The organism is Burkholderia anthina, from assembly GCF_902498995.1.
GTDB classification, from domain to species: Bacteria; Pseudomonadota; Gammaproteobacteria; order Burkholderiales; family Burkholderiaceae; genus Burkholderia; species Burkholderia anthina.
This window is the reverse complement of record NZ_CABVLY010000002.1, coordinates 267,452-288,316: the sequence shown is the minus strand read 5'-3', so window position 1 is coordinate 288,316 and position 20,865 is coordinate 267,452. Positions and strand designations below refer to the sequence as shown.

19 protein-coding genes are annotated in these 20,865 nt (G+C 65.7%); 13 read left to right on the top strand and 6 right to left on the bottom strand.

The features are described 5' to 3' along the window. Positions 1-511: 511 nt before the first annotated feature. Positions 512-1,693 carry a DNA-binding protein gene (locus tag BME24068_RS04160; RefSeq protein WP_096508876.1) on the top strand — a complete coding sequence of 394 codons (1,182 nt, stop codon included), beginning with the start codon at positions 512-514 and terminating at the stop codon, positions 1,691-1,693. 139 nt (positions 1,694-1,832) lie between these two features. On the opposite strand, the gene BME24068_RS04155 is transcribed toward BME24068_RS04160, so the two are convergent. The 3 genes from BME24068_RS04155 to BME24068_RS04145 form a co-directional block, all read right to left on the bottom strand. Further along, positions 1,833-2,846 carry a tyrosine-type recombinase/integrase gene (locus tag BME24068_RS04155; RefSeq protein ID WP_096508877.1) on the bottom strand — a complete coding sequence of 338 codons (1,014 nt, stop codon included), beginning with the start codon at positions 2,844-2,846 and terminating at the stop codon, positions 1,833-1,835. A gap of 107 nt (positions 2,847-2,953) precedes the next feature. Further along, the gene (locus BME24068_RS04150) at positions 2,954-3,331 is read right to left on the bottom strand and encodes a DUF2471 family protein (RefSeq protein WP_174925367.1); all 378 of its coding nucleotides are present in this window, start codon (positions 3,329-3,331) and stop codon (positions 2,954-2,956) included. A gap of 129 nt (positions 3,332-3,460) precedes the next feature. Then, complete coding sequence (locus BME24068_RS04145; RefSeq protein WP_174925235.1) at positions 3,461-4,072, bottom strand: helix-turn-helix domain-containing protein; 612 nt, start codon at positions 4,070-4,072, stop codon at positions 3,461-3,463. A gap of 161 nt (positions 4,073-4,233) precedes the next feature. Here BME24068_RS04145 and BME24068_RS04140 point away from each other — a divergent pair, with 161 nt between their 5' ends. Together BME24068_RS04140 and tdh are read left to right on the top strand one after the other, a co-directional pair. Beyond that, positions 4,234-5,433 carry a glycine C-acetyltransferase gene (locus BME24068_RS04140; RefSeq protein ID WP_174925234.1) on the top strand — a complete coding sequence of 400 codons (1,200 nt, stop codon included), beginning with the start codon at positions 4,234-4,236 and terminating at the stop codon, positions 5,431-5,433. Between the two features lie 13 nt (positions 5,434-5,446). Next, positions 5,447-6,475: an L-threonine 3-dehydrogenase gene (gene tdh, locus BME24068_RS04135; RefSeq protein WP_096508881.1), complete on the top strand. Its 1,029-nt coding sequence runs from the start codon at positions 5,447-5,449 to the stop codon at positions 6,473-6,475. A gap of 265 nt (positions 6,476-6,740) precedes the next feature. On the opposite strand, the gene BME24068_RS04130 is transcribed toward tdh, so the two are convergent. Continuing rightward, the gene (locus BME24068_RS04130; RefSeq protein ID WP_096508882.1) at positions 6,741-7,685 is read right to left on the bottom strand and encodes a LysR family transcriptional regulator; all 945 of its coding nucleotides are present in this window, start codon (positions 7,683-7,685) and stop codon (positions 6,741-6,743) included. A 155-nt stretch (positions 7,686-7,840) separates the two neighbouring features. On the opposite strand from BME24068_RS04130, the gene leuC reads away from it, so the two are divergent. The 8 genes from leuC (at position 7,841) to BME24068_RS04090 (ending at position 16,015) form a co-directional block, all read left to right on the top strand. Further along, positions 7,841-9,265, top strand: coding sequence for a 3-isopropylmalate dehydratase large subunit (gene leuC, locus BME24068_RS04125; protein ID WP_174925233.1), 1,425 nt, complete (start codon positions 7,841-7,843; stop codon positions 9,263-9,265). Then, positions 9,258-9,914, top strand: a complete 657-nt coding sequence (gene leuD / locus BME24068_RS04120) for a 3-isopropylmalate dehydratase small subunit (RefSeq protein ID WP_096508884.1) — start codon at positions 9,258-9,260, stop codon at positions 9,912-9,914. The genes leuC and leuD overlap by 8 nt, the downstream gene beginning before the upstream one ends. 41 nt (positions 9,915-9,955) lie before the next feature. Further along, complete coding sequence (locus BME24068_RS04115) at positions 9,956-10,975, top strand: 4-hydroxythreonine-4-phosphate dehydrogenase PdxA (RefSeq protein WP_096508885.1); 1,020 nt, start codon at positions 9,956-9,958, stop codon at positions 10,973-10,975. A 112-nt stretch (positions 10,976-11,087) separates the two neighbouring features. Next, the gene (locus tag BME24068_RS04110) at positions 11,088-11,975 is read left to right on the top strand and encodes an alpha/beta fold hydrolase (RefSeq protein ID WP_203368117.1); all 888 of its coding nucleotides are present in this window, start codon (positions 11,088-11,090) and stop codon (positions 11,973-11,975) included. A gap of 92 nt (positions 11,976-12,067) precedes the next feature. Further along, positions 12,068-13,360: an MFS transporter gene (locus tag BME24068_RS04105; protein ID WP_096508887.1), complete on the top strand. Its 1,293-nt coding sequence runs from the start codon at positions 12,068-12,070 to the stop codon at positions 13,358-13,360. Between the two features lie 212 nt (positions 13,361-13,572). Continuing rightward, positions 13,573-14,661, top strand: a complete 1,089-nt coding sequence (locus BME24068_RS04100; protein ID WP_174925232.1) for a porin — start codon at positions 13,573-13,575, stop codon at positions 14,659-14,661. 205 nt (positions 14,662-14,866) lie between these two features. Further along, positions 14,867-15,481, top strand: coding sequence for a TetR/AcrR family transcriptional regulator (locus tag BME24068_RS04095; protein WP_174925231.1), 615 nt, complete (start codon positions 14,867-14,869; stop codon positions 15,479-15,481). A 54-nt stretch (positions 15,482-15,535) separates the two neighbouring features. After that, complete coding sequence (locus BME24068_RS04090; protein WP_096508890.1) at positions 15,536-16,015, top strand: nuclear transport factor 2 family protein; 480 nt, start codon at positions 15,536-15,538, stop codon at positions 16,013-16,015. Between the two features lie 481 nt (positions 16,016-16,496). Here BME24068_RS04090 and BME24068_RS04085 read toward each other — a convergent pair whose 3' ends face one another. Continuing rightward, on the bottom strand, positions 16,497-17,582 hold the full coding sequence (locus BME24068_RS04085; RefSeq protein WP_096508891.1) for a tartrate dehydrogenase: 1,086 nt from the start codon (positions 17,580-17,582) through the stop codon (positions 16,497-16,499). A 117-nt stretch (positions 17,583-17,699) separates the two neighbouring features. Between BME24068_RS04085 and BME24068_RS04080 the strand changes: the two genes are divergently transcribed. Next, positions 17,700-18,623: a LysR substrate-binding domain-containing protein gene (locus BME24068_RS04080; protein ID WP_174925230.1), complete on the top strand. Its 924-nt coding sequence runs from the start codon at positions 17,700-17,702 to the stop codon at positions 18,621-18,623. Positions 18,624-18,772: 149 nt separating this feature from the next. Here BME24068_RS04080 and argC read toward each other — a convergent pair whose 3' ends face one another. After that, a complete protein-coding gene (gene argC / locus BME24068_RS04075) occupies positions 18,773-19,720 on the bottom strand; it encodes an N-acetyl-gamma-glutamyl-phosphate reductase (RefSeq protein WP_174925229.1) in 948 nt (315 codons plus the stop codon). A 118-nt stretch (positions 19,721-19,838) separates the two neighbouring features. Here argC and BME24068_RS04070 point away from each other — a divergent pair, with 118 nt between their 5' ends. After that, positions 19,839-20,723: a LysR family transcriptional regulator gene (locus BME24068_RS04070; RefSeq protein WP_096508894.1), complete on the top strand. Its 885-nt coding sequence runs from the start codon at positions 19,839-19,841 to the stop codon at positions 20,721-20,723. The last annotated feature ends 142 nt before the right edge of the window (positions 20,724-20,865 follow it).

Genomic DNA, 20,865 nt, shown 5'->3' with positions numbered 1-20,865 from the left:
TTTCACTGTGATCCCGAATCCGCTCACGATCTTTCCTGCATCGGCTCACGCAGCTCCCCGAACCCCATCACTTCTGCTCCCGCAAAAGATCACCTTGATTCCCGTAAAACTTCACCTCGTCGCCCGGAAAGCCTTGCTACATAAGGCTGTGCCGTGGCGTTAACGTTTTTAACTAAGGGTTCAAGGGTGTTTACTTCTAATACTCTCAAGACATTCGTTCCCGAGTTTTCCACAGACACACCAACCCCTGAACACCCACAGGCTGCGATATCAGTCGTCATGTGAAACAAATGCCCTTTTTGGGGGCATGCAGGAAAATGCTTGCAATACAATGACTTGACGGACTTTCTTCGCTTTGTTTCACGGAATTTGAAGCATGGCTCGCCTGGATCGGCTCACAGACCCGATTTCTGTGCAAAGCGACGTAAATTCGCGACGGTCGACGAAAACAAGTATCAAAAGACACGTATTTCGTTATGATCGCAACATATCAATGTCTGTGAGCCATGCCATGACGCTGGATGAAATCCGCCACGCCATCCGGGAAGAACTCGAATCGCTACGCGCGAGCGGCGCTCGACGCCAGGAATTGTCGCTGCATGCGTGCAAGCGTTTGTTTTTCGATCTCGGCATTCGGCCGTCAGCTGCCAACGTCCGGGATCTGACCCAGACCGGCAGCGCCAGCGACATTCCGAAGGACATCGATCATTTCTGGGAACGCATTCGCTCCGCGTCCAAGGTCAGGCTCGACGGCGCGGCAATTCCAAAAGCTGTGGAGGAAAAGGCGGGGGCGTTGCTCGGTGCGCTCTATGAAGAAGCGTTGAAAGCCGCCCGGGAGAGCCTCGACGTCGACCGCGAACAGATTCGCGCAGGCGTGACCGATGCGGAGCAGCGTCTGCGCGACGCCACGGTTCGCCAGGAAACGCTCGAAGAGGCACTGGCTCGTAGCGAAACCCGCAACGACCAGTTGCAGACGCGCGTGACCGAGCTCGAAGTCCAGCTCGCGTCGCAATCGACTCACGGTTCGGCAAACGAAGCGACGCTGCTCACCACAGTCGCCCGACTGGAAAAGGAACTGGCCGCAATGGCCGGCCGCGTCGACGCCGAACAGACGCAGAACGCGGCGCTACGCGATCGCATCGATACGCTGCAGGCCGAGTTGCAGCAGCGCACCGAACACTATGCGCAGCAGATCAAGGACGCGGTGGCCGAAGCCGAACGCCGCGTCAAACCAATGCTGGTCGAACTCGATTCGCTGCGCAGCATGGCATCGACCTACCAGAGCGGCCTGCGCGACGTGCAGCGCAAGGAATTCGATTTCCTTCAGCAACTGAGTTCGGCCAAGGCCCGCGCGGACCGGCTCGAAGAGCAGTTGCGGACCCAAAGCGACGAACTGGAGCGCGCGACGCGCGATGTGAGCACGCTGCGCGCGAGCCGCGGGATGAGTCCGGAGATTTCGGCGCTGATTCAGCGGCTGGCCGATGCCGGTCAACTGGACGCGGACGCGTTTTCCGCGATCGGGACGTCGCTGGATCATGAGATTCCGGTTCCGAACCAGTGCCCGCATTGCGATGGAGAGCCGGAGCTGTCACATGGTGACGACGGCTTCGAAGTGTCGTGCCCCGAATGCGAACATGCGTCGGGGGCATGGCCTTCCCGATTCGAGGCTGTCGTGCGCTTTGCCCGCAGCTGAGCCGGCGATTGCCGGCGCGGCTTCACAGGTGAGATTGTCCGGGAAGCTTGAGGTGAGGTTTTTCGGGAGCTGAGAAACGGTGAGGCTGCGCCACACAAGGCTGCTCACGGATCATGTCGCGTGAGCAGCCTGCTCCGAATCAGTGAGTTTCATCCTGGTCGGACGCATCACCGTTGGCGAGATCGTCGCGCCAGTTTTTCCATGCGCGATGCAGGCGGTTCGACGAGATCGGCCGCATGAAACCCAGCCATTTGCCGACCCGCTCGGGCGGTACGTCGTGTTCGAACAATTCGGCCGCGTAAGTGTTGCGCAGCGTTTGCGGACTCGCGCGCGCGGTGCGCGACGACGTGAGCCCGGCGGATTCGACGATCGCATCGATCGCGCGGAGCATCGTCGCCTTGTGCATCGGCCGCCCGGCATGCGATGCGGGGAATACGAGTTCGCCCGGAATTTCCTGACGCTTGCGTTCCACGAGCCACGCTTCGAGCAGCGCGATCGCGAACGACGCGAGATGGGTTTCGCGCGCGAAATCGGGATGCGTCGACTGGATCTGCAGCGAGGTGCCGCTCGTATTGATGCAACTAATCGTAAGTGCGCGTGCTTCGCCGGTTTTCACGCCGGCGCCCAGAAACGCGGCGACGAGCGCGCGATCGCGCCGCTCCTTCCAGTACGCGGAGCCGGACACGCCGATCGGCGAAAACAGGTAAGCCAGCAACTTTGCGCGCTCGGCCGGTGTCAGGAAACCGGTCGGTTCGTTGTCGCGAGCTTTTCGCCAGGTCGCTTCGCCATCCTGAGCAATGAAGCGGGCGGGGTTGGTCGACGCGAACTCGGTACGCCGGATATGGTCGAGCACGCGCTCGATCAACCGTAAATAGCGCATGCGTTGCGTTTTCCGGATCGGGAGCTCGCCAACGAAGTGAGCGATCGACGCGGTATCGACCGTAGCGAGGTTTTTCTGATGAGCACTCAGCCAGGTGAGAAACGCGCCCCATTGCGCGCGATAGACATCGGCCGACGAGCGACGGTAGTCCTGCATGGCAAGCCATGCGTCGAACGCGGTTTCGGGCGAAAGGATCCAGTCGGACGCGCCGCGGTCGAACAGGTCCTTTTCTTCAGGCCGTACGGGGATGTCGGGGGGCGTGGGAAGAGACATGTCATTTATTCCGTTAGTTGCGTGTATGGTAGCCCTTTCCGCAACGTCGCGGGCAGTAAGCAGGATGCTGGAGCAGGCCGCCGCGCTGGACGGCCCCGAGCCTGGCGTCAGTCGCCCCAAGCCTTCGACGGGCGGTGAGCGCGCTCGCGAGACGACGCGTTCTGCGACGCCGCCGCTGCTTCATAGGCGAGCACCGCGAACGAGAAGACGGCGGGGAGTGCGTTCGATCGGCCGAAGTCGATCGGATCGTCCGTTTCGGGAAAGGTCATGTCCGACGGGCGTTCGAACAGCTGGCGCATGCCGGCGTCATGCCGGCTGGCAAAGCCGAGATCGGCGAGCGCCTCGGCTTCGATGGCGTGCAGCAGACGCCACGACAACGGGACGCGCTGGCGGATGTAGCGCCCGGCAATATGGTGGACGATCAGTTCGAGGTCGTGCGCGGCGGCCTTGAAGCTGAGCGCGGCCAAATCTTGTTCTTCTGTCATCGCAGGCTCCTGTCGACCGAAGCAGGCGCCTCGGTGCGCCGACTCCGGCCATGCATGGCGGAATGTTTGTATACTGTACAAACATACAGTATTTTCCGCAACTGGCCTTTCGGCCAGCTATCCGCATCGTCAGCGATGAATCACGATCAGGAGTGCGCGTGCTTCGGCCTTGCCGGGGTTGCGGATGGCGTGCGGCGTGTCGGCCGGATAGCGTGCGGTGTCGCCCGTTTTCAGGCGCCGGCTCGCGTCCGCGGCTTCGATTTCCATCGCGCCCTGCAGCACGGTCAGGTGTTCGCGCGTGCCGGGTTCGTGCGCGTTCGATACGAGCGCGCCGCCGCCCGGCAGCGTCAGCTCGTACCACTCGAACCTGCCGGCCAGATCGATCGGGCCCCACACGCGCAACTGGTAGCGGCCGTCGTGGCCGGCGAGCGTCGGAATGTCGTGCGGGCCGTCCACACGGATCGTCTCGGGCGCTTTCGGTTGCGAGAACAGTTCGTCGAGCGTGATGCCCAGCGCGTTCGTGAGCCGCCACGCGACCGCGATCGTCGGGTTGGCCTTGTCGCGCTCGATCTCGGAGAGCATCGATTTCGATACGCCGGCCGCGCGCGACAGGTCGTCGAGCGTGAGCTTGCGCTCGTTGCGCAGACGCTGGATCTGCTCGCCGACGCGCGGCGGCGTCACGGCCGGCTGCGGCGGTGCGGCGTCGGCACGCGTGCGACGCGACGCGGGGGAACTTGCCATTTGATTTCCGTTCGCTTAGAGTTGTTCGATATTTCGAATTCTAGTTCGGAATATCGGATAAATGCGGTCAACCGAACGACCGACTATAACAGTAGCAGGCCGTTGCGCTGCCGCCACGAGTGGCGCGCGACGGATTGCGAAACCCTGTCAGGAGCTTTGCGATGCGTGATGCCTTTCTCGCCCAGGTGCGCGGGACGCTCGACCAGATCCGCGCGGACGGCTTTTACAAGACCGAGCGCGAGATCGCGAGTCCCCAGGCCGCGGCCGTGCGGCTCGCCGGCGGTGCCGGCGTGCTGAATTTCTGCGCGAACAACTATCTGGGTCTGGCGAACGATCCGCGCCTGATCGCCGCGGCGCAGGCCGGGCTCGATCAGGACGGCTTCGGCATGGCGTCGGTGCGCTTCATCTGCGGCACGCAAACCGTGCACAAGCAGCTCGAGCGCGCGCTGGCCGCGTTTCTCGGCACCGAGGACAGCATCCTCTATTCGAGCTGTTTCGATGCGAACGGCGGCCTGTTCGAGACGTTGCTCGACGAGAACGACGCGGTGATCAGCGACGAGCTGAATCACGCGAGCATCATCGACGGCATCCGTCTGTGCAAGGCGAAGCGGTTTCGCTACAAGAACAACGACCTGTCCGACCTCGAGGCGAAGCTCAAGGAAGCCGACGCAGCGGGCGCGCGCCACAAGCTGATCGCGACCGACGGCGTGTTCTCGATGGACGGCATCATCGCCGACCTGAAAGGCATCTGCGACCTCGCCGATCGCTACGGCGCGCTCGTGATGGTCGACGATTCGCACGCGGTCGGCTTCATCGGCGCGCATGGCCGCGGCACGCCCGAGCATTGCGGCGTCGACGGCCGCGTCGACATCATCACCGGCACGCTCGGCAAGGCGCTTGGCGGCGCATCGGGCGGTTATGTCGCGGCCCGCCGCGAGATCGTCGAGCTGCTGCGTCAGCGTTCGCGCCCGTACCTGTTCTCGAACACGCTGACGCCGAGCATTGCCGCAGCGTCGCTGAAGGTGCTGGAACTGCTCGGCAGCGACGAAGGCGCGACGCTGCGCGAGCGCGTGCGCGAGAACGGCGTGCGTTTCCGCGAACAGATGACGGCCGCGGGCTTCACGCTCGTGCCGGGCGCGCACCCGATCATCCCGGTGATGCTCGGCGACGCGCAACTCGCGACGAACATGGCCGACCGGTTGCTCGCCGAAGGCGTCTACGTGATCGGCTTCTCGTTCCCGGTCGTGCCGCGCGGTCGTGCGCGCATCCGCACGCAGATGAGTGCCGCGCATACGCCCGAACAGGTCGATCAGACGGTCGCCGCGTTCGTGCGCGTCGGCAAGTCGCTCGGTATCGTCTGACGGAGGCGCGATCATGAAAGCACTGGCAAAGCTCGAGCGCGGCCCGGGCCTCACGCTCACGCGCGTGAAGCGCCCCGAAGTCGGACACAACGACGTGCTGATCAAGATTCGCCGCACGGCGATCTGCGGCACCGACATCCATATCTGGAAGTGGGACGACTGGGCCCAGAAGACGATTCCCGTACCGATGCACGTCGGACACGAATACGTCGGCGAGATCGTCGAGATGGGGCAGGAAGTGCGCGGCTTCGCGATCGGCGATCGCGTGTCCGGCGAAGGTCACATCACGTGCGGTTTCTGCCGCAACTGTCGCGCGGGCCGCCGGCATCTGTGCCGCAACACCGTCGGCGTCGGCGTGAACCGCGAGGGCGCATTCGCCGAGTATCTGGCGATTCCCGCATTCAACGCGTTCAAGATTCCGCCGGAGATCTCCGACGATCTCGCGTCGATCTTCGATCCGTTCGGCAACGCGACGCATACGGCGCTGTCGTTCAACCTCGTCGGCGAGGACGTGCTGATCACCGGCGCGGGCCCGATCGGCGTCATGGCGGTCGCGATCGCGAAGCACGTCGGTGCGCGCAACGTCGTGATCACCGACATCAACGACTACCGCCTCGAACTCGCGCGCAAGATGGGCGCAACGCGCGCGGTCAACGTCGCACGCGAGTCGCTGCGCGATGTGATGGCCGACCTGCGGATGACGGAAGGCTTCGATGTCGGCCTCGAGATGTCGGGCGTGCCGAGCGCGTTCACGAGCATGCTCGAGGCGATGAATCATGGCGGCAAGGTCGCGCTGCTCGGCATTCCGCCCGCACAGACGGCGATCGACTGGAACCAGGTGATCTTCAAGGGGCTCGAGATCAAGGGTATCTATGGTCGCGAGATGTTCGAGACCTGGTACAAGATGGTCGCGATGCTGCAAAGCGGCCTCGATTTGTCGCCGATCATCACGCACCGCTTCGCGGCCGACGATTTCGAGCAAGGCTTCGCCGCGATGCTGTCCGGCGAAAGCGGCAAGGTGATTCTCGACTGGACGACCTGAATGCCGAAGGGCGGCGCGGCCGTCGCGTCGCCTGCCCGCCCGTATCGGCGTTCGACTTCCCGGCCGTCCGCAGGTCGGGTGCGTGCATAAGGTGAGAAGATTCGGGAGCGCGGTTCAGCCGTCGAATCGGCTCCGCTTCGACGGCTCGATACCCTCCACCGCACACGAGTCGTACCGTAGCGCGCGCCTCCTTGCTGCCGGTTTTCGCGCCGTTGCGCTGTGATTCACCGCGTTTCCGTCGAGCGCCGCCGAAGCCGCTCACCCGTCATTCGCCGCGCGCCATCCAGTTCCGCGCGTTCGCTTTGCCCGCCGCGCGCCCCGCCGTGCCGCCGAACCATTCGACGAGAAAGTCGATGAACGCCACGACCTTCGCCGAAGCGTTGAGCCGCTCACCGCATACCGCATGGACGTCCGCGCCCGGCAGCGACCATTCCGGCAATACCACCGCCAGCGCCCCCGAGCGCAAATGCGGGTAGACGTCCCACTCCGAGCGCATCAGCACGCCGTGGCCTTCGAGCGCCCAGACGAGCGCGGTCTCGCCGTCGTTGCTGCTCAACGCACCGCGGACCTTGATCGTTTCCTGCTTGCGCCCCCGGCTCAGGTGCCACGTCCCGTAGGCCGCATCGTTCTCGCGCAGCACGATGCACTTGTGCGCATGCAGATCGCGCGGCGTGGCGGGCGTCCCGGCCTGCTTCAGATAGGCCGGCGACGCGCATAGCAGCCGGCGGTTCGGTGCGATCCTGCGCGCGACGAGCCGCGAATCGGGCACCTCGCCGAACCAGATGCCGACGTCGTAGGCCTCGTCCGCGAGGCGAATCGAACGATCGGTCAGCGTCAGTTGCACTTCCACTTCCGCATAGCGCCGCGCGAACTCGGATATCGCCGGCGCGATGTGGCGCCGGCCGAAGCCGAAGGTCGCGTTCACGCGCAGCAGCCCTTTGGGTATCGCTCGCGCGCTCGACACCATCCGGTCGAGTTCCTCGAGTTCGAGCAGCAGCCGCGCCCCGTGCGACAGATACAGCTCGCCCTCCTGCGTGACGCTGATGCGCCGCGTGGTGCGGTTCAGCAGCCGGACCCCGAGCCGGGCCTCCAGCCGCGCCAGCCGTGCGGTGACCGCGGGCGGCGTGACGCCGACTTCGCGCGCCAGCGCCGACAGGCTGCCGTGCTTGACCAGTTGCACGAAAAACGCGAGATCGGAGATGGAATCCACTGACAGACCTATTTATAAACTGAAGTTAAAAATAGATTAAATGAAAATGCATTATATGCATCAACCATCTCTATAGACTAGTTCCCATAGCAAGCCCGCTTGCATTCAACGTCCTTCACTGACGTATTCCCTCGCCCCATTCCATCGGAGGAGATGTGTCGCGCACGCTGTATCAGAAACTCGTCGATTCGCATACTGTCGCGAAGCTCGACGCAGAGCACGTCCTGCTTTACGCGGATCTGCACATCATGAACGAGTACACCAGTCCGCAGGCGTTCAACGGCCTCGTCGAGCGCGGCGTCGGCGTGTTGCGGCCGGGGCAGCAGATGGGCGTGGTCGATCATGTGATTCCGACGCGGCCCGATCCGGTCGGCAAGCGCGTGATCGCGATCGATGCGGCCGCACGCCAGGCGGCGAATTTCACGCGCAACTGCGCGCGATACGGCATCAAGCTGTTCGACGTCAACGATCCGCTGCAGGGCATCGAACACGTCGTCGCGCCCGAATCGGGCCTGATTCGCCCCGGCATGGTCGTACTGTGCGGCGACAGCCACACCACCACCTACGGTGCATTCGGCGCGCTCGGGTTCGGCATCGGCACGTCCGAGATCGAGCACGTGCTGGCCACGCAGACGCTGTCGTATCGCGTCGCGCATACGATGCGCATCCGGATCGACGGCCGGTTGCCGGCGGTCAGCACTGCGAAGGATCTCGTACTGTGCGTGATCGCGAAGATCGGCGCGCAGGGCGCGCGCGGCTATGCGGTCGAATACGTCGGCGACGCGATTCGCGCGCTGTCGATGGAAGCGCGGATGACGCTGTGCAACATGACCGTCGAGGCCGGCGCGCGCGCGGTGCTGATCGAGCCGGACGACATCACTTTCGCGTACCTGCGCGCGCATCGCGGCAACCTGGACGAAGCGCGGATGGAAGCGGCGATCGACGCATGGCGCACGCTGCGCACGGATGCCGGCGCCGGGTTCGACCGTGAAATCGCGATCGACGCCGGCGACGTCGCGCCGTACGTCACGTGGGGAACGAGCCCCGACCAGGCGATTCCGGTCGACGGCCTGATTCCCGCGCCGCAAGACGGCGCGGACCGCGTCGCGAGTGCAGCCACCGCCCGCGCGCTGGACTATATCGGTCTCGCGCCGGGCGCATCGATCGAGGGCACGCCGATCGACCGGGTGTTCATCGGTTCGTGCACGAACGGTCGTATCGAGGACCTGCGCGCTGCCGCCGCGATGCTGCGCGACGGGATGCGGGTCGCGCCGACGGTGCGCGCGATGATCGTGCCGGGCTCCGGCACGGTGCGCGCGCAAGCCGAACGGGAGGGGCTGTCGGAGATCTTCATCAGGGCCGGCTTCGAATGGCGTCAGCCGGGTTGCTCGATGTGTCTCGCGATGAACGACGACGTGCTGCGCCCCGGCGAGCGCTGCGCGTCGACCACCAACCGCAATTTCGAGGGCCGTCAGGGGCGCGACAGCCGCACGCATCTGATGAGCCCCGCCATGGCCGCCGCGGCAGCGATCGCCGGGCGCATCACCGACATCCGCAAATGGGAGCACCGCGATGCCTGATTTCTCGCGCATGAACGGCGTGGCCGCGCCGCTGCCGATCGCCAATCTCGACACCGATCAGATCATGCCGAAGCAGTTCCTGCTCGGCACCGACAAGTCGGGCCTTGCCGCCGGCCTGTTGCATGACTTGCGCTTCCTGCCGGATGGCAGCCCCCGCGCCGGCTTCGTGCTGAACATGCCCGCTTATGCCGGTGCGAAGGTGCTGGTCGGCGGCGCGAACTTCGGTTGCGGCTCGAGCCGCGAACACGCGGTGTGGGGGCTGCAGCAAGGCGGCATCGAAGCGGTGCTCGCGCCGAGCTACGGCGAAATCTTCTACTACAACGCGGCGAACAACCGGCTGCTCGCCATCGTACTGAAACCGGAAGAGATCGACGCCATCACCGCGGAGATCTCGAACCCGGCGACCCATCGCATCGCGATCGACGTCGCGGGGCAGACGGTGCGCACCGCATCGGGCCGCACCTATGCGTTTCGCATGGACGAGCGGCACCGGCAGATGTTCCTCGACGGCCTCGACGTGCTCGGCGCGTCGCTGAGGATGCTGCCGCAGATCGACGCATTCGAAGCGCGTCATCGCGCGGACAACCCCTGGGCGAGCGTACTGCCGCTGTCCGGCGACGCGGGTGAACGGCCCGCGCATCGCGAATGAACCCCTGTCTTCCAACTACAACCGATATGGAGAACCCCCGCATGAAACCCCTGATCGGCCTGATGCTCGGCGACGTCACCGGGATCGGCCCGGAACTGATCGTCAAGCTGCTGTCGCTTGCCGAGACGCGGCAGAAAGCCGACGTCGTGATCGTCGGCGACGAGCGCGTGCTCGAACTCGGCATGAAGGACGCCGGCCAGCGTATTCCGTACGTGAAGATCGCGCACGTGAAGGACGCGGTGCACGATGCGGCGGCGGTGCCGTTGATCGACCTGCACAACATCGACCCGGCCCGCTTCCCGCGCGGCGAACTGAACGCGGAATCGGGGCGCCTCACCGGCGAGACGCTCAAGGTGATGACCGACCTCGCGCTGGCCGGCGAGCTGGACGGCATCTGCTTCGCGCCGCTGAACAAGGCAGCGCTGCATCGTGGCGGCTGGAACTACCACGACGAGCACCAGATGTTCGCCGACTGGACGGGCCACGTCGGGTACTTCGGCGAAGTCAACATCATTCCGCAGTTCTCGACGTTTCGCGTGACCTCGCACGTCGCGTTGCGGCAGGCCGTCGACATGGTGAAGCCCGACCGGATCGAAGGCGCGCTCACGCTCGCTCACGACACGATGCGCGCCTTCGGCAAGACCGCGCCGCGCATCGGCGTCGCCGCGCTCAACCCGCACGGCGGCGAAAACGGCCTGTTCGGCGACGAGGAGATCCGGATCATTCGTCCGACGCTGGAAGCCCTGCGCGAGAAAGGTCTCGCGAGCGAAGGCCCGTTCCCGTCGGATACGGTGTTCATCAAGGCGCGCCGCGGCGACTTCGACGCGGTGGTGATCATGTATCACGATCAGGGGCAGATCGCGACGAAGCTGCTCGGCTTCTCGCAGGGCGTCACGTTGACCGGCGGCCTGAAGACCGTCTACGCGACGCCTGCCCACGGGGTCGCGTACGACATCGTCGGGCGCGGCGACGCGGACGTCGGTGCAACTGCGGCCGCCTTCGACGTCGCGACGCGCACCGCGAGCGCCCGGAAGGCGTCGCGCGAGGCGCTCGCGCACTGAACGAGATACGCGGCGTCCGCACCGGCCGCATTCCGCCCCGCTGCGCCGCCTGGAGACGGCGCGCGCAGCGCATCTGCAACAACGCGTTTACGCATTGCCATAGAGGTCAGTCATGCCCATGTTCGAAAATTTCACCAAAACGACGATCAAGACCAGCGGAGCCGAAATCGTGACGGTCAAGGGCGGCGAAGGGCCGCCGCTGCTGCTCATGCACGGCAACCCGTTCAATCACCTGTCGTGGCACAAGATCGCGCCGCGTCTCGCGAAGGAATTCACGGTCGTCTGCACCGATCTGCGCGGCTACGGCGACAGCTCGAAGCCGCCCGGCGGCGGCGACCATTCCGACTACTCGTTCCGCGCGATGGCGCAGGATCAGGTCGAGGTGATGGAAACGCTCGGCTTCACGAAGTTTTTCGCTGCCGGCCACGACCGCGGCGCGCGGGTGCTGCACCGGATGTGTCTCGATCACGGGAGCAAGGTGCTCAAGGCGGCGTTCATGGACATGCTGCCGCAGCACCATCTGCTGAACAACGTGACGCGCCAGTGGGGCAAGTTCTCGTGGCACTGGTTCTTCATGGTGCAGGACTACCCGACGCCGGAGACGATGATGGGCGCGGATCCGGAATTCTTCATCCGCCGCAAGCTGTCGAAGACCGACCAGGGCACGAGTTTCTTCGGCCCCGAGGCGCTCGCCGACTACATCCGCTGCATCAAGAATCCCGACGTGATCCACGCGATGTGCGAGGACTACCGCGCGACCTTCGGCATCGATCTCGACATGGACACCGCCGACTACGACGCCGGGCGCCGCGTGGACGTGCCGTCGCTGATCCTGTGGGGCGAGAAGGGCGGCGTCGGACGCAATCACGATGCCGCGCAGGTGTGGAGCCGCTACGCGAATCGCATCGTGCGGACCGCCACCGTCCCGTCGGGCCACTATCTGCAGGAGGAGTGTCCCGACGAAACCTACGAGGCGCTGAGCAGCTTCTTCCGGGCGTAGGCTTCGCGTCGGTTGTCCCGACCACGCATGCCGGCCGTCGCGACGCGACGCCGGCGCGCGGGTCCCACATAAAACAATGAATGGAGGAAGACATGTCCCTTTCGCAGCCGCAGCGAAGCAGGGCGAGGATCACGTTCGTCCTGCTCTGCATCATGGCGTTCATCATGTACGTCGACCGGACCAACATGTCGGTCGCCGCGCCCGTGATGAGCAAGGAACTCGGCTTCAGCAACACGCACCTCGGCTTCATCTTTTCCGCGTTCGCGCTCGCATACAGTTGCTTCATGATCCCCGGCGGCTGGCACAGCGACCGGATCGGCTCCCGCAAGGGCCTGTTGCTGTACGGCTCGCTGTGGGCGATCGCGACCATCGCGACGGGGCTGGTCGGCAGCCTGGTCGCGCTGGTTGCGGCACGTTTCTTCGTCGGCGTCGGCGAAGCGCCGATCTATCCGACGGCCGCGCGGATGATCGCCCGGGTGATCCCGGAAGAGCGCCGCGGCGCGGCACAGGGCGTGATGCATGCCACCGGGCGCATTGCCAACGCGCTCGCGCCGCTGATCGTCACCGGCCTGATCGTCGCCTTTTCATGGCGGCTCACGTTCATCATTCTCGGCGCGGTTACGCTCGTCTACATGGCGGTGATGTATCTGGGGCTCAACGAAGCCAGGCGGCATGACGACGCGTCGCCCGCCAGCCCCGCGCCGGTACGCAGCCCGGTCGACTGGCGGGACATGATGCGCCGGGTGTGGCCCGCCAGCGCGGCATGCTTCTGCCACGGATGGGTGCTCTGGTTCTTCCTGAACTGGATTCCCACCTTCTTTTCGCAGCGCTACGGGATGAAGCTGTCGCACAACGCGATCTTCTCCGCGCTCGTACTGCTCGGCGGCTCGCTCGGCACGGCAGCCGGCGGGATACTGACCGACTGGCGTTTCACCCGCACCGGCAACCGGTTGCGCGCACGCCGTGAAGTCATCATCTTCGGGTTCCTGTCGTCGATCGTCTGCCTGCTGCCGCTGCTGTTCACCCGCGACGTCACCATCAGCTCGCTCTGCCTCGGCTTCGCGTTCTTCTGCTCCGAACTGGCCGACTCGCCGTTGTGGGTGGTCGGCACGGAAGTCTCGCGCGAGCACTCGGCCACGTCCAGCGCGTGCACCTTCACCGGCATGGCGCTGGCGGGCGCCGTGTCGCCGATCGTCGTCGGCCTGCTGCTCGACGTGTCGCACGGCAGATGGGTGGTTGCATTCGCCGCGTCGATCGTCGTGCTGCTGCTCGGCCCGCTGTTCACGTTGTGGATCCGGCTCGACGATACACCGCCTTCCGCGGGCCGCGCGGAGGAACCGGCAAAGCAGGCCGGCCCCGACGCCGCACCCGCGATGTCCCGCTAGGCCGTCGTGCCGGGCCGGTGAAGATCGGCGGGATCCGCTCGGGCCGCCGGCGGCCGAGGGCGGGCGGCCCGGGAACGGGACACGTCCGCCAATACGATCGAGCCCGGCTCGACGTATTCGTCATCAAATTCAGTACAACTACTCGATAGATCGGCGATCGCTCCATCTCCGTCACGCGGTGGAACGGCAGTCGACACAACCAGGAGACAGTGATGAGCAACAGAGGGGCAACCCGCGGCATGAAGCCGCTTTGGGCGGGTATCGTCGCGGCGTCGTTGAGCGCGGGCGCGCATGCGCAATCGAGCGTGACGCTGTATGGCGTCGCCGATGCCGGCGTGGAGTTTCTCACCGGTGCGCCCGATGCGGCCGGCCACGCTTCGCATCTGGTGCGCGAGGAGTCCGGCGGCGTCAAGAGCAGCCGGATCGGACTCAAGGGCACGGAAGATCTGGGCGGCGGCCTGAAGGCGATCTTCACGCTGGAAGGCGGCATCGACATTACCCAGGGCAAATCGCAGCAAGGCGGACGCATCTTCGGCCGCCAGGCGTTCGTCGGTCTCGACAGCCGTTACGGCGCGCTGACGTTCGGCCGGCAGCGCGTGCCGATGTACGACTTTTCCGTGCGCTACGATCCGCTCGACTATGCCGTCTACGGCCTGAAGCAGACCGACGGGCAATTCACGGGCCGGGCCGACAACTCGGTCAAATACCACGGCCGTGCCGGCGCGGTCAGCTTCGAGGCGCTGTACAGCACCGGATACGACGCGACGATCGCGAACGGCGGCCAGGTGCCCGGAGAATTCAAGGTCGGTCGGGAAATCGGCGCCGCCGTCCAGTACGCCACCGGCCCGTTCGCGGCGATGGTGGTCTACGACATGCGCAACGGCACGTCCATCGCCACCCAGTCCGGCAAGGAGCAGCATTTCGCCGCGGCGGCGACCTATCGGATCGGCAAGGCCAAAGGGTTCGTCGGCTACCGGTGGCTGAGCAGCACCCTGCCGCTGGACTCGAGCACGCAAGCCCATGCCAACGAGTTCTGGGGCGGCCTCGAATATCGCGTGTCCGCGCCGCTCACGCTCGCCGGCGCCGTCTTCTGGACCGACATCACGTCGGCCGGCCAACGGCCGCTCTATCTGGCCGCGACCGCGAAATACCAGTTGTCGAAGCGGACGGCGCTCTATTCCGAGATCGGCTACGTGAAGAACAGCCACGGCTCGAATCTCGGCCTGAACGGCTACGATACCGACGTCGTTGCCGGCCACAATCAGACGGGCGCGATGCTGGGTATCGTTCATTACTTCTGAACCCGACGGGGGGGCGCCCGGCCTCCAGGGGATTCCTTCCTCCGGCGGCCGCGACTTCCGCCTGGCGCCGTGTCATTGCCGATCGTCGACGACCCGGCGAAGCCCCCCGCCCGAGCACCTTTTCGTTACCCGTTCACCCCTTCCGCCGGAAGGGCTTTCCGATGAATCGGTTGACGGAGGAGAATGATCGTTCTACCGTTAACCCATGAACACACATGACCCCCTGCCCGTCGAGCCGGACGTGCGCGCCCGGCTGCTCGACGCGGCCGAAGCGCTGATCTACTCGGGCGGAATCCACGCCACGGGCGTCGATGCGATCGTGAAGCGGTCCGGCGCGGCGCGAAAGAGCTTTTATTCGCATTTCGAATCGAAGGAAGCGCTGGTCGTCGCGGCGCTCGAACGTCGCGACGCGCGCTGGATGCGCTGGTTCGTCGACGCGACGCTGGCGCGTGGCAAGTCTGCGCGCGCGCAACTACTCGGCATGTTCGACGTACTGCGCGACTGGTTTTCGCAACCCGACTTTCACGGCTGTGCGTTCCTGAATGCGTCCGGCGAGATTGCCGACGCCGACGATCCGGTGCGGGTCGTCGCGCGCATGCACAAGGCGCGGTTGCTGGCGTTCGTGCGCGAGCGGTTCGACGCGTACGCCGACGAAGCCGGGATCGAGCGTCGCGGGCTCGCCCGCCTCGCGCGTCAATGGCTGGTACTGATCGACGGCGCGATCGGCGTGGCGCTCGTCAGCGGCGATGCCAATGCCGCGCGCGACGCGCGCGCAACCGCCGACCTGCTGCTCGATACGGTTTCCCGATCATCGAAGTAGTCCGTCCCGACGGCCGCGCTCGTGCGCGGCCGGAACCCTGAACAGGAGCATCCCATGTCCGTTTCCCCGGAAGTTCGTCCGCCCGTTCCGCCCTTCACGCTCGACACGGCGCGCCAGAAAGTGCGCGCCGCGGAGGATGCATGGAACACGCGCGATCCGCAGCGCGTGTCGCTTGCCTATACGCCGCAGAGCCGGTGGCGCAATCGCGCGGAGTTCGTGACGGGGCGCGACGAGATCGTCGGCCTGCTGCAGCGGAAATGGACGCGCGAGCTCGACTATCGGCTGATCAAGGAGCTGTGGGCGTTCGGCGGCAATCGCATCGCGGTGCGGTTCGCGTACGAATGGCATGACGATGCCGGCAACTGGTTTCGTTCATACGGAAACGAGAACTGGGAGTTCGACGAAAACGGCCTGATGGCGCATCGCCACGCGAGCATCAACGATTTGCCGATCCGTGAAGCGGACCGTTTGTACCACTGGCCGCTCGGTCGTCGTCCGGACGATCATCCCGGCTTGTCCGATCTCGGGCTGTGACACGCACGATGGTGTCGCGCCCGATCGTCCGTCGAGCGCGATGCCTGTGTTCAAAGGTGAGGAAATACGGGGGCAGCGCGTTGAGGTGAGCGTTTTCGGGAGAAGGCGCTTTCCGTGCCTGCGGTGTGGTGTTTTACGCGCGGCACCTCACCGATCGATCTTCGCGTGAGGCCGCGCGATTGCGCTGACGGAAGTATCGGACGCACGCGCATTCGCAAGACATGCGGTGAGGTTCGATCGGTGGGTATCCACACTCGATGCAACTCACCGCTCGATTTCAACGCGATACTCATCGCACCGATGCGCCGATGCACAACCGTGCGTGTCATCGAATCGCGTGGCTCACCGTTCGACATCGATACGCATGCACCGATACATACATCGGAATCGGAACAGGTGCGCAGCGGCATGCCGTGTCGCTCACCGCTGAACACGGCATGCATCGACGCCCATCCAGCTGCGCATCGTTCGCGGCGATCGTTCAGCCGGCGATCCGCGCCGCGATCGCCTCGCCCACTTCCCGTGTCCCTGCCTGACCGCCGAGATCGCGCGTGCGCGGCCCCGTGCGCAGCAGGTCCTCGATCGCCGCGACGATCGCGTCGTGCGCTTCGCGCTCGCGTCCCGCGCCGTTGCCGAGGAAGTCGAGCATCATCGCCGCCGACCAGATCATCGCGATCGGATTCGCGACGTACTGGCCCGCGATGTCGGGCGCGGAGCCGTGCACCGGCTCGAACAGCGACGGGAACGTGCGATCCGGATTCAGGTTCGCCGACGGCGCGATGCCGATCGTGCCCGTACAGGCCGGCCCGAGGTCGGAAAGAATGTCGCCGAACAGGTTCGATGCAACGACCACGTCGAAGCGGTCCGGCTGCAGCACGAAGCGCGCGCACAGGATGTCGATGTGCTGCTTGTCGACGGCGATCCCGGGATAGCGTTCGGCCATCTCGGCCGCGCGCGCGTCCCACCACGGCATGCTGATCGCGATGCCGTTGCTCTTCGTCGCGACGGTCAGGCGCTTCGCCCGGCGCTGCGCGAGATCGAACGCGAACTTCAGCACGCGCTCGGTGCCGTGGCGCGTGAAGATCGACTGCTGCATCACCACTTCGCGTTCGGTGCCTTCGAACATCGTGCCGCCGACCGACGAATATTCGCCCTCGGTGTTCTCGCGCACGATCATGAAGTCGATGTCGCCCGCCTTGCGGCCGGCGAGCGGCGACGGCACGCCATCGAACAGGCGCGCGGGCCGCAGGTTGATGTACTGATCGAATTCGCGGCGGAATTTCAGCAGCGAACCCCACAGCGAAATGTGATCGGGCACCGTCGCGGGCCAGCCGACCGCGCCGAACAGGATCGCGTCCATGCCCGACAACTGCGCTTTCCAGTCGTCCGGCATCATCTTGCCGTGCTGCGCGTAGTACTCGCAGCTGGCCCAGTCGATCTGCTCGAACTCGAAGCGGATGCCGAAACGCGCCGTAACGGCGTCCAGCGCGCGCAGCCCCTCGGGCATCACTTCACGGCCGATGCCGTCGCCGGGAATCACGGCAATCTTGTAGGTTCTGTCGCTCATGCAAGTCTCCTAGGCTGGTCGGGCCGCCGGCAGCATGCGCAGCGGAACATGCCGCCATTTTATTTATTTCCATTCGGATTAAAATCCAGCGAAAGGTTAATCGACTTTCCACGAATCGTGAATAAATCGCCGAATCTCGACGACCTGCGCGTGTTCAGCCTGGTCGTCCGTCTGACGAGCTTCAGCGCGGCCGCCGAGCAACTCGCGGTGTCGCCTGCCTATGTCAGCAAGCGCATCGCGTTGCTCGAGGCGCAACTCGGCACGCGGCTGCTGCATCGATCGACGCGCCGCGTGACGGTCACGGAGGCCGGCGAGCGCGTGTTCGCGCGCGCCGAGAAGATTCTCGACGACGTCGACCATCTCGTCGAAGACGTGTCCACCACGCGCACGGTGCCGCGCGGCACGCTGCGCATCTCGAGCAGCTTCGGCTTCGGCCGGCATGTCGTTGCGCCGGCGCTGCTCGACTTCTCCACGCGCTACCCGCAGCTGAACGTGCGGCTCGATCTGTTCGACCGGCTCGTCGACGTCGCGGGCGAAGGCTACGACCTCGACGTGCGCATCGGCGACGACATCGCCGATCACCTGATCGCGCGCCGCCTCGCGGCGAACTATCGCGTGCTGTGCGCGTCGCCCGACTATCTCGCGCGACGCGGCACGCCGCGCTCGCTCGCGGATCTCGCGTCGCACGACTGTCTCGCGATCAAGGAGCGCGACCATCCGTTCGGTGTCTGGCGGCTGAACCTGCGCGGCGAAACGGCAACCGTGAAGGTCGGCGGCGCGCTGTCGACGAACCACGGCGAAGTGGCCGTGCAATGGGCGCTGGCCGGGCGCGGGATCGTGTTGCGCTCGATCTGGGAAGCGGGGCCGCTGATCGAACGCGGCGCGCTGTGCCGCGTGCTGCCGGAAGCGCACCAGCCGGCGAACATCTGGGCCGTGTATCCGGAACGCGTCGCGGCGTCGGCGAAGGTGCGCGTGTGCGTCGATTTTCTGGCCGAGACGTTCGCCGGCCTGAACGCTGCGGCGAACGACGATCCGGGCTGAAATCGGCCAAAGGTGAGCTTTTTCGGGGGCAGGTTCCGGGTATCGTCTGACGCGCGTTTACGGTTCGCAACAGCGTCGTGAGCCGTAAACGCGATGGCGTTGCCGATCTGCTTGCCGAGGGCCGGCTCGCGACGAGGTCGACAGGCGACCTACGCCGCTTCCGCCACGCTCGTCGCGCCGAGCATCAGGTCGAGATTCTGCACGGCCGCGCCGGATGCGCCTTTGCCGAGATTGTCGAACACGGCGGAGAGCAGCACTTGACCGTGCTCGTCGTTGACGAACACGCCGAGCCGCAGGTCGTTCGTACCGTTCAGCGCCTCGGGATCGAGATGCGTGATCGTGCGCGCGTCCGCGAGCGGCGTGACCTCGACATGGCGCGCGCCGGCGTAATGGTGCGCGAGACATGCATGCAGCAACTCACCGGTCGTGCCGGCCGGGAGAAGGCGCAGGTTGATCGGCACGGTCAGCACGATGCCTTGCCGATAGGCGCCGTAAGCCGGCACGAACAGCGGACGATGCGCGAGCCCGGCATGCAGCTGGATCTCGGGCACGTGCTTGTGCGCGAGCGCGAGGCCATAGACCTGCAGCGGTTTCGCGCGAGCGGCACCGTTCGACTCGAATGCGTCGACGGCGCTGCGTCCGCCACCCGAGTAACCGGACACGGCATGGACGCTCACCGGGTAGTCGCGCGGTAGCAGGCCCGCCTGTTGCAGCGGCCGAAGCAGGCCGATCGCGCCCGTCGGATAGCAGCCCGGATTGGTGACGCGCCGTGCGCGTGCGATCTTCTGCGCGTGCCCCTCGACCATCTCGGGAAAGCCGTAGACCCATTCCGGATCGGTACGGTGGGCCGAGCTCGCGTCGATCACGCGTACCGCCGGATTCCGGATGAAGCCGACCGCTTCGCGCGCGGCGGCGTCGGGCAGGCACAGAATCGCGATGTCGGATGCGTTGATCGCTTCGGCGCGCCGCGCGGGGTCCTTGCGCTCCGCGTTCGGCAGCGTGACGAGCCGCAGGTCGGTGCGATCGCGCAGGCGCTCGTGGATCTGCAGTCCGGTCGTACCTTGATCGCCGTCGATGTAGACAGTGGGGAAGCTCATGATGGTCGCGCTCCTTGCTTCGGACGTCGGGAAAACCGTATCGTCCGTCGAACGCCTAGAATAGGAAAAGTTGAATTTCCTGATTACCGGATTCAGTTTTCCTGAACGAGAGGTGGGCATGCGCGAGATCAGCCTGGACCGGCTGCGTACGCTGGTCGCAATCGCCGACCAGGGATCCTTCGTGGCCGCGGCGCAATTGCTTCATCTCGCGCCGCCGACCGTCAGTCTTCACGTCGCCGAACTCGAAAGCCGCGTCGGCGCGCCGTTGCTGTCGCGTACGCGCGGCAACGTGCGGCCGTCGACCATCGGCGAAGTGCTGGTGGAGCGGGCGCGCCGTCTGCTGGCCGAGGTCGAGTCGACACTCGACGACGTGCAGCGGCAGGTGCAGGGGCTGACCGGACGCGTGCGCCTCGGCGCGTCCACCGGAGCGATCGCCCATCTGTTGCCGCAGGCGGTGGCCCGGTTGCGCGAGCAGCATCCGGATATCGATGTCCAGATCGCGGTGCTCACGTCGTCCGACACGCTGGCGCGCATCGCGCAGGGCACGCTCGACGTCGGGCTGGTTGCGCTGCCGCAGCCGGCGGTCGCGGGGCTGTCGATCCGCGCGTGGCGGCGCGATCCGGTGCTGGCCTTTCTACCCGCCGACTGGCAGTTCCCGGCGCGTGTGACGCCGGCCTATCTGGCTGCGCGTCCGCTGATTCTCAACGATGCGACCACGCGCCTGTCGCGGCTCACGACCGAATGGTTCGCGCTCGGCGGCCACCGGCCCGAACCGCGTATCGAACTCAACTACAACGATGCGATCAAGAGCCTGGTTGCCGCGGGTTACGGCGCGACGCTGCTGCCGCACGAGGCGGGTGCCCCGCTGCCCGACGCACGGATCGTGATGCGGCCGCTGCGTCCAGCGTTGTGGCGCGAACTGGGCATCGCGCATCGGGCCGGCCCGGTCGAGCGGCCGACACAGCATGTGCTCGATGCGTTATGGGCGCTTGGCGCGCGATAGGGGGCGGTGGTGCGGGTGGGTTCGCTCGCCATCGTGCGCGGGCGGGGGGCGTTGTGCGGAACGTGCGTCGCAGGTGAGGCGCGGCCGGGCGCAGCATGCATCGCGCGAAGCCGCGCCGGCGCTTGCCCGCTGCCGCAGTCCG